The following is an 8,979-nucleotide window of genomic DNA, read 5'->3' on the forward strand; positions in this document are numbered from 1 at the left end:
CGACGGCTGGCTATAGTCGCGCCGATGAAGTTGCGACACAGACGGACGGATCGCCTCCTCGCCACGCTGTGCGCCGCCGTCGTCCTGTTCTCCTCGACCCATGCGCGGGCGGCAGACGACGACGATGAGACAGCGGCTGATCGCGAGGCGGGCAGGGCAGCGTTTCCTGATCGAGGGCGCGCCCGGGCACGACATGCGGCGGTCGGCCTTCGCGCTGTGGCGCGTCGCGGTCGGGACGGTGGCCCCGCTGCTCGCCGCCGTGGCGTTCGTCCAGGGCCTGCGCTGGTCGGGCCTGCTGCCGGAGCGATGGACCGACCTTCTGGAGGCGGTGGTCGCGGCGGCGGGGTTCGGCGGCTATGTCGCCGCGGTCGCAGGCGCGCTCACCATGCGCTCGCAACCGTCGTGGCGGATCGCCTCGATCGACGACGATGCCGCCGCGCGCCTGCGGCCGCTCGGCTGGATCCTCACCGCGCTGGCCGTCGTCGGCATCATGTGGGACGCGTTCAACCGGACGGTCGGGGCGAGCACGCCGGCGCTGGTGGCGACGCAGGCGACGGAGGCGCTGCTGCACGTCCTCCTCATCGGCGGCGCGCTGACGATCGTGGGCCGCCTTCGCGCCTCGCGCGCGAGCCTGGGCGGCGCGGAACAGGTCCATGTGGGCGGCGCCGGCGTCGGCCTGCTCGTGCTGGTCGGCTGGATCGCGGTCGCGACCGCGCTGGTCTCGCTGCTGATCGGCTTCATCGGGTTCAGCCTGTTCCTGGTGCAGGTCGTCGTCTGGGGCATGATCCTGTCCGCCAGCCTGTACCTGCTGATGACGGCGGTGGACGATCTGGCGACCAGCGTGTTCGTGCGCGACAGCCGGCTGGCATCGACGCTCACCGGCGCGCTGGGCATCCGCGCGAGCGCGATCGACCAGTTCGGCGTGCTGCTGTCCGCGGTCCTGCGGATCGCGCTGCTGCTGCTCGGCTTCGGCCTGCTGCTGTCGCCGTTCGGCGCGGGCGGCGGGCCGATGGCGATCTTCGGCCGGCTCGGCACGCTCAGCCAGGGAGTGGAGGTCGGCGGCGTCGCGATCTCGCCGGGCGCGGTGCTGCGCGGGATCGCGGTGCTGCTGATCGGGCTCGCGCTCGTGCGCCTGTTCATGAACTGGCTAGAGCGGCGGTACCTGCCGATCACAGACCTCGACGGCAGCGGGCGCAACTCGGTGAGCCTGGTCGCCCGCTATGTGGGCATCGCGATCGCCTCGATCTGGGCGCTCGCGTCGCTGGGCATCGGCGTGGAGCGGATCGCGCTGCTGCTGTCCGCGCTGTCGGTCGGCATCGGCTTCGGCCTCCAGGCGATCACGCAGAACTTCGTCTCCGGGCTGATCCTGCTCGCCGAGCGGCCGATCAAGATCGGCGACCTAGTGCGCGTGGGCAACGACGAGGGCGACGTCCGGCGGATCAGCGTGCGATCGACCGAGATCGAGCTGGCGGACCATTCGACGCTGATCGTCCCCAATTCCGAGCTCATCACCAAATCGGTGCTCAACAAGACGCTGGCCGGTCCAAGGGGACGGATCCAGATCCAGTTTTCCGTGCCGCTGGGCGCCGATGCCGAACAGGCGAGGACGCTGGCGCTGGCGGCTTTTGCGGGGGTGCCCGGGGTGCTGGACGATCCCGCGCCGGTGGCGTTCGTCGATTCGATCGCGGACGGGCGCGTGCTGTTCAACTGCTTTGGCCACGTCGCCAGCCCGCGCGCCGCCTATCCGATGCGCAGCGCCGTGCTGCTCGCGCTCCTGCGCGACCTGCGCGCCGCGAGGATCGAGCTTGGCGCCGTGCCGCAGCGGCTGGAACTGGTTCGCGATCCCGATCGCGTCCACGCCCCGTGAACCGGCGCGACGGCGTCGGTGGCGGCCGCCTTTCGCGCCCCTCGCCGCCGCATCGTCATCGGCCGATCCGCGCGGGCTTCTTCCACCACGACAGGATGTGGATGTCGTGCGAGCTCGTCCACACGCCAGCGCCCGTATAGCGGAGCGCACCGCTGCCGGTCTCCTTCCCGATCCGTGCCCGGATGGCGAGCGTTTCGGGATCGATGACGACGAAGGTCTGGCCGGCGGTGGTGCGCAGCCAGATCCTGCCGCCGCCTGCATCGATGTCGCCGTATTTCAGCGTCTCGTCGACCTTCACCCGCCCGGAGACCTGTCCCGTGTCGGGGGCGATCCGGGCGACGGTGCCGTCGTCCTGCTCCTGGACCCAGACCGCGCCTTCGCCCGCGACGAGGAAGCCGGGCGCGCGGCCGAGCGTCGTCCGGGCGACGACGGCGTTGGTCACGGGATCGATCTTCTGGATGGTCTGCCCGGCGCCGCTGACCGCCCATAGCGATCCGAAGCCGAAGCTGAGGTAGAAGGTGCCCGGATCGACCGGGATCGACGCCGTCACGACGTTGACGGCCGGATCGATGCGAGCGACCACGCCCTTGTCGTCGCTCGCCACCCAGACCGATCCCGCGCCCGCGACGACGTTCAGCTCGCCCCTGGGATTGGCGATGCCGGTCGGGATGACGGCGATCCTGCGCGCCGTCGCCATGTCGATCCGGTTGACCGTCCGGTCCGCGCAGTCCGCGACCCACAGCGACCCGAACGCGACCGTCATCGCGCCGCAGGGACGAGTCATGGCGACCTCCGCCTGCTTGCCCCGCGTCGACCAACGCTCGACCCGGCCCCTGTTGGTCGCCCATACCGAGGATCCGTCGACGGCAAGGAAATCGGCGGAGCCGGGAACGGCGATCACCTTTCCCTTCGGCCCGGCGGCCATGGCGGGAGCGACCGCGCAGCCGGCGATCGTCACCGCGATCCGGGCGGCGATCCGGGCCGCGATCCGATATGTGCTCATGTCGTCCGGCCCTCCCGATCGATGCCGTGGTCGATGTCGCCGTCGGTCGGCGACGATGGCCGGCACGTCAGCGCGCGGCCTCCCCGACCGGCCGCCGCCTTGCCCGGACCCTGTCGATCACGGGGTCGATCACGGGCCGGAACGGGAATAGCGTCTGTTCCGCGATCGACAATCGCCGCCGTTCGTCCTGCCCGACGGCTTCGGCCTCGCCGTCGCGGAACGTGCCGAAGACGCGGTCGAGCAGGATCAGCGAGTTGGCATAGTTGCACCGCGTCTCCTCATACCCCACCGAATGGTGGAGGCTGTGGTTCCTGATGGTCGTGAAGAAGAAGGCGTACCAGCCCGGCGGGTCGCAGCGCGTGTTGGCGTGCGCGAAGGTCGACACGACCGCGAGGATGTTGAACGCGCAGAACTCGGCCGCGACGGGCAGGTCGAACAGCGCGACGACGCTGAGGCTGATGAGGAAAAGCTCGATCGGATTGCCGACCGCGCCCTTCATCGCGTTCAGCTGGGTGATGTGGTGGTGCGGCGCATGTGTCAGCCAGAAGGGCGTGCTGTTGTGCATCAGGCGATGCATCCAATACTGGCCGAACTCGACGAGGAGCACGACCAGCGCGACCTGCACGGCGAAGGGCAGGTGCATCGCCCACAAGGTGGTGATCCCGAGCGAATGCTTCGCCGCCTTCAGCGGCGTCTCGGCGAGCCTGACCGTCGTCCACGAGATGGCCGTCGCGCCGAGGATCACGTAGAACAGGTCGGTGAAGAACTCCTTCTTCGTCAGCCGCCAGCTCGCATGCCGCTCGTTGAGCCATTCGAGCCCCAGCACGACGAGCGTCGTCACCGACGTCGCCACGATGAGCGACCATTCGCTGCCGGTCCACGCCCGGGGGCCGAACGCCCAGAAGGCGAGGACCAGCGCCACCATCGCGGGCTGTGCGTGACGGGACAGGATCGTCTTCATGGCCTTGTCACCCTGTTGGCGAGGGACGGGGTGCGGGTCCGGGACCGTGGCCATGTCGGCCGCCGACCCCCATCCCCGACCGCGTCCCGCCGCGTCAATAGTGGAACCGGAAATCGATGCCCGCGCGGCGCGGCGTCAGCACGCCGCGGCTGTAATAGCGTTCGACGACGTCGGTGCGGACCTGGTTGTAGGAAGAGAGGTCGTTGCTGATCGAGGTGACGGCGTATTTGTCGAGGACGTTGTCGGCGAACAGGCCGACCTCGAACTGCTTGTTCGAATAGCTCAGCGAGACGCTATGGGTGACATAGCCCGGGATGCTTTCGCCAAAGCCCCGCAGTCCGACGCGCGAGTCGATGCTTCCGCGATAGACGGTGGCCCAGATCGCCTGGACCTTGGCCCCGTCGCCGAGCGGATGGCTGTATACCAAGCGCGCACTGCCCGAGTTCTTCGCCGATCCCGGAAGCCTGTCGCCGTCGAAGGCGTCGTAGCGCACGCCCTGGCTCACCACCAGCCCGGCCACGCCCTGCGTCAGATGCGCGTCGACATAGGAATAGGTGCCGATCAGGTCGAGGTTCGGCGTGATCCTCACCTCGCCCTGGAAGTCGAAGCCCTGCGAGACCGCGTTGGCGCCGTTGATCGTGACGCCGATCGCGCCGTTGACGGTCTGGCTGGGCACCTGCACGCCCGTCCAGTCGACGTGGAAGCCGTCGAGCGTCACCTGAAGCCGCTTGTCGAACAGGCTCGCGCGCGCGCCCAGCTCCAGGTTCTTGGTCCTGTCCGGCCCGAAGACGAGTTCGTTGGGCAGGGCGCAGAGGTTCTGGCCCGGCGGCAGCGGCAGGATGCAGGGCACCACCCGGTTGACGCCGCCGACGCGATAGCCGGTGCTGTAGGTGAAATACGCCAGCAGGTTGTCGCTGAACTTGTAGGAGGTGTTGGCCTTGTAGACGAAGCCGTCCTTCGCGGTGGCGCCGGTCCGGATCCGGCTCGCCGCGATGGTCGTCGACGGATAGGGCATGCGCGTCAGGCCGCCGCCATACAGGGGCGTGTCGGAGCCGCCCGTGACGCCCGCGTCGTATTTGAAGTAGCGGACGCCGCCCGTCACCTGCAACCGGCTCGTGACATGGAGCGTGGCCTCGCCATAGACCGCCTTCTCGACCGTCCTGGAATTGACGAACGAGATGTATTCCAGGTTGTCCGGCCGCCGGATCGCGAAATATTCCGCGAAGCCGGGCGTGTATTCGAACCTGGTCGAGCTGGTCGTCTGGCGGTTGTAGAACCCGCCCAGCACCCAGTTGATCGGACCCCCATGCGTCGAGACCAGGCGCACTTCCTGGTTGAACTGCTTGGACGTCGTCGTGTTGTTCGCATAGGATGAGAAGTTGGGGAACGCCTCGTACCCGTAATCCAGGTCGAGCAGGAGATCGGTGTTGTCGTCGGTCGAGTGCCTGATCTGCTTCGTGTAGGCGGTCGTGCTGACGAGCTGGGCGATATTAAATATGTTGGCGTAGACTTCCGCCGCGAACAGGTCGGACGTGCGCTTGATCGGTTCCAGATACCGGGCGGGGTTCTCGTAATTGCCGGTGCCGAGCACGCCCGCGTCGTTCGCCTGGTTTCCGCCCGTCCTGGTCTGCTGATGCGCATAGGTCAGATACGCCTTGAGGTCGGGATTATACTCCAGCAGCAACTGGTTGCGCGTGGTGAACGTGTGTTCGTAGTTCACGTCCTTCCTGCGCGTGAAGTTGTTGACGTAGTCGTTGTTGTTGCCCAGCGAGCCCGTCGACGTCGCCGTGGCGCGGACCGGCTGCGGGTTCGAGGCGCCCGGCGTCTTCAGCAGGTAGTTGTAGTCGATGAAGCCCGCGTTGTCGTAATATCCGGTCGCGGTCCGGAACGCGACATGGTCCTTCACGATCGGCAGGTTGATCGACACGTCGCCGATGGCGCCGAACTGCGAGGAGTGCGACTCCGCATAGCCCCGGCCATGGACGTCGATCGAGACGCCCGCCGTGTCCGGGCGGTTGGGGATGTAGCGCACCGCCCCGGCGAGCGTGCCGAGGCCATAGAGCGTCCCCTGCGGCCCCTGGAGGACCTCCACCCGGGAGACGTCGAACAGCTTGAAGTCCAGGTACAGCGGCACGTCGCCCAGATAGACGCCGATGGCGTTGTTCGCGTTGCTGCCGCCGACATCGGTATCGCCCGACGAGATGCCGCGCAGGATTATCTGGCCCGTCGATCCGGGTCCCGTGTCCGCGACCGTGACGCCCGGCGTGTAGGACGCGAGCGACCGGATGTCGTCGAGCCGCTGGTCCCTGATCGTCTGGGCGCTGACCGCGCTGATGTTGATGGGCGCGTCCTGCAGGGTGGTCTGGCGGCGGCTGCCCGTCACGACGATGTCGTTGGTGGATGCCGCGCCGTCGGAACCCGGCGCCTGCTGCCCCGCCGCCGGGACCTCCTGCGCCAGCGCCGGCGATGCCGCGACGGTGGCGAGCGCGGTCGCGCAAAGCAATCCGGCGCGCGAGAAACATCCAGCCATAGTCTTCGCCCCCTTGCCTCGTTCCGAACCCTTGCGCCTCCCGCGACATCCCGTCCCTCGCCTCGGCCTCTTCGGACCTGTTGCGTATTACGCGGAAGCTAAACGATAATAACAATCGTGTGACATGGGGTGTTTGACGTAAGCGGCCGGGGATGGCTATCCGCCTACGTCAAATGGCTCATTCCGCGGCCGGACGCCGCCCGGTAGCCGGGTGGGATGCAAGATCCCCTCCGGCATCCGCTCCCGTCCGCGATGGCCCCGTCCGCGATGGCGCGCATCTTCCTCGGACTCGTGGTCCTCTGCGCATCGGCGGGGGTCGCGGCGGCGCCCCGTGCCCGGCTGGTCCATTGCGGCGCCGACACCTGCCTGCGCGTCACCGGTCGCCGCGCCGGCCCGGCGGTGGCCGTCCGGATCGCGGGACGCACCGTCCCCGTCCAGGGCGGCGATGCCTGGCGGGTGACGCTGCCGCTATCGGTCGCGCGCGACGGCGTCGATGCCACGGGCGAGGTGCTGACCCTGACCCTGGCCGACCGGCGGACGGGGAGCGAGGAGGTTCAGTCGGCGATCCTGCCGCCGGGCGCGCTGGGCGGACGCGTCGAACTCGCATCGCTGGTGGTGCGCGCGCGCTGATCGCGGACGATGCGGCGCCGTCGTCCGACCATCGTCTTCCTTGTGGATCGTGGCTGTCGGGATTAGATAGCTGTCGCCCAAGCGCCGCAGAGCGCGGGGCGCACGAACGCAGGAGACGATGATGAAGTTTGGCATGGCGGCACTCGCCGCGATCATGACGGTGACGCCCGCGCTCGCGGAGACCACCGCCAACCCCTTTGCCGCCGACCGCGCGGTGCTGAACCTGCGCGGGCTCGACCTCGCCACCGTCGGCGGCCAGCAGCGGCTCGCCATCCGGATGGACCAGGCGGCGGGCGCCGTGTGCGGCGAGGGGATGAGCACGATCCACCTGGCGCTCGGCGCGCAGGCCCAGGCCTGCCGCGCGGACGTCCTCGCGGACATCCGGTCGCGCATCGCGACGGCCACGAACGCCGGCACCGGCGCGACCGCTCGCTGAGCCGGTCTCCCGGCCATCAGTCGATGACGATGCCCCGCGCCTCCAGATAGGCGCGCGCGGGGTCCAGCAGCCGCGCATGGTTGCGCCACCGCGCGATCGAGTCCCGATAGATCGGGCGGCGGACCTGCGCCGCGCTGGGCGTCGACACCGCGCCCGCATGGGCATGGAAGTCCAGGCAGCGGTCGTTCCAGTCGAGCCCGCAATGCGCGAGCAGACGCCGGCTCGTCCCTTCCTGATCGTCGACCAGCGCCTCGTACCCAAGCTCCAGTATCCGTCCGGGAAGCGCGGTGCGCCAGAAGGCAATCAGCCGGTCGAAGCGCGCATGGTAGGCAGCGATGTCGAGCAGGTCGTAGCTGTAGTCGTAATAGCGTGATCCGGTCGCGAACAGGTTGCGGAAGTTGGCAAGGACGGTGTCCATCGGATCGCGGCGCAGACACACGATCGCGGCATGGGGCAGCGCGCGGGCGGCGAACCCCGCATAGAAGAAGTTGCCGGGGAACTTGTCGACGAAGCGCCGCGCCGGGTGCCGCCGATGGTGCGCCGCGCGTTCCAGATAGTCGTGGCCGATCGCGGCCGGATCCCCTCCCGCCGCCGCCGCGGCGATCGTGTCGGCGTCCAGCACGGTGCGGGTCCGCGTCCCCGCCGCCGCCTTGACCGCGAGCGGCAGCGCCTGAAGCTCGCCGACGCTCTCCACCTCCGGATGCGACGCGAGGATGCGATCGACCAGCGTGGTCCCGGTTCGCGGCATTCCGATCACCAGAATCGGCGCCTGAACCGGAGCGATGTCGGCCGGGGCGACGCCGGCCGGCGCACGCGCGATCGCGGGCCACGCCGCCTCGACCGCATCGAAGATCGCGGCGTCGCGCGCGGGGTCGTAGGAAAGCCGGGCGCGGTGGGCGGCGTTGACGGCGACGAGGCGCTCCAGCGCCTCCTCCGCGCGGCCGACATCCTCCAGTTCCTTCGCCAGGGCATAGCCGGTCAGCAGCCGGTCGGCCCCCGGCGCGGCGCGGTCATGCACGGCGCGGAGGCGCGCGAGGTGGTTGCGCGCGGGCGTCTGCCTGCGCAGCCCGGCCAGCAGATGGTGCGCGCGGGCATCGTCCGGAGCCCGGCCGACGATCACCTCCAGCGCGGCGTCCGCCTCGTCGGTCCGGCCAAGGAAGCTCAGCGTCGCGGCGTGGTTGTAGCGGAAGCGGTCGTTGCCGGGGGCAAGACCGACCGCCGCGACGAAATGCGGGAGCGCCGCCTCGTGGTCGCCCAGCCGCGCATAGACGCATCCCATCGTGTCGCGCGACAGCGCGTCCGCAGGAAGCGCGCCCTCCGCCGCGCGCAGCGTCGCGGCGGCGTCTCCATCGCGGCGGACGAGCGTGTAGAGCCGGGCAAGCTGCGCGCGATATTCGCCATGGGGTTCGATGGCGACCGCCCGTTCGATCCGCGCGATGGCATCGACGATCCGTCCGCCCTCCGCGTCGGCCATGCCGAGCAGGAAATGCCCCTGCGCGCCGTCCGCCCCGCCCGCGACCATGGCGGCACCCAGGCGGCGCGCGGCCTCGTG

At 69.5% G+C, this 8,979-nt stretch carries 7 protein-coding genes; 3 read left to right on the top strand and 4 right to left on the bottom strand.

What is annotated here, in order from left to right:
* The first annotated feature begins 124 nt into the window (after positions 1-124).
* Entirely contained in the window at positions 125-1,867 is a 1,743-nt protein-coding gene (locus HUV01_RS08545) for a mechanosensitive ion channel family protein (RefSeq protein WP_368040012.1), read from the top strand.
* 55 nt (positions 1,868-1,922) lie between these two features.
* Here the strand turns inward: HUV01_RS08545 and HUV01_RS08550 are convergent, their stop codons facing one another.
* From HUV01_RS08550 to HUV01_RS08560, 3 genes are all read right to left on the bottom strand, one after another.
* Positions 1,923-2,870: a Vgb family protein gene (locus tag HUV01_RS08550; RefSeq protein ID WP_438827160.1), complete on the bottom strand. Its 948-nt coding sequence runs from the start codon at positions 2,868-2,870 to the stop codon at positions 1,923-1,925.
* A 67-nt stretch (positions 2,871-2,937) separates the two neighbouring features.
* A complete protein-coding gene (locus tag HUV01_RS08555) occupies positions 2,938-3,831 on the bottom strand; it encodes a sterol desaturase family protein (RefSeq protein WP_174297869.1) in 894 nt (297 codons plus the stop codon).
* Positions 3,832-3,925: 94 nt separating this feature from the next.
* A complete protein-coding gene (locus tag HUV01_RS08560; protein WP_174297870.1) occupies positions 3,926-6,361 on the bottom strand; it encodes a TonB-dependent receptor in 2,436 nt (811 codons plus the stop codon).
* A 216-nt stretch (positions 6,362-6,577) separates the two neighbouring features.
* On the opposite strand from HUV01_RS08560, the gene HUV01_RS08565 reads away from it, so the two are divergent.
* Both HUV01_RS08565 and HUV01_RS08570 read left to right on the top strand, forming a co-directional pair.
* Positions 6,578-6,991 carry a hypothetical protein gene (locus HUV01_RS08565; protein ID WP_174297871.1) on the top strand — a complete coding sequence of 138 codons (414 nt, stop codon included), beginning with the start codon at positions 6,578-6,580 and terminating at the stop codon, positions 6,989-6,991.
* A 121-nt stretch (positions 6,992-7,112) separates the two neighbouring features.
* Positions 7,113-7,427 (top strand): UrcA family protein, encoded by a 315-nt coding sequence (locus HUV01_RS08570; protein ID WP_174297872.1) that lies wholly within the window; start codon positions 7,113-7,115, stop codon positions 7,425-7,427.
* A 16-nt stretch (positions 7,428-7,443) separates the two neighbouring features.
* Here the strand turns inward: HUV01_RS08570 and HUV01_RS08575 are convergent.
* Positions 7,444-8,979, bottom strand: a 1,536-nt coding sequence (locus tag HUV01_RS08575; protein WP_438827161.1) for a tetratricopeptide repeat-containing sulfotransferase family protein, incomplete at its 5' end; no start/stop codon positions are given.

The sequence above is a fragment of the Sphingomonas bacterium genome, from assembly GCF_903643035.1.
Classification (GTDB): domain Bacteria; phylum Pseudomonadota; class Alphaproteobacteria; order Sphingomonadales; family Sphingomonadaceae; genus Sphingomonas.

Coding starts and splice junctions, on each gene's coding strand:
- HUV01_RS08560 (WP_174297870.1), bottom strand. CDS start 6,361: ATGGCTGGATGTTTCTCGCGCGCCGGATTGCTTTGCGCGACCGCGCTC.
- HUV01_RS08545 (WP_368040012.1), top strand. CDS start 125: ATGAGACAGCGGCTGATCGCGAGGCGGGCAGGGCAGCGTTTCCTGATC.
- HUV01_RS08565 (WP_174297871.1), top strand. CDS start 6,578: ATGCAAGATCCCCTCCGGCATCCGCTCCCGTCCGCGATGGCCCCGTCC.
- HUV01_RS08555 (WP_174297869.1), bottom strand. CDS start 3,831: ATGAAGACGATCCTGTCCCGTCACGCACAGCCCGCGATGGTGGCGCTG.
- HUV01_RS08570 (WP_174297872.1), top strand. CDS start 7,113: ATGAAGTTTGGCATGGCGGCACTCGCCGCGATCATGACGGTGACGCCC.
- HUV01_RS08550 (WP_438827160.1), bottom strand. CDS start 2,870: ATGAGCACATATCGGATCGCGGCCCGGATCGCCGCCCGGATCGCGGTG.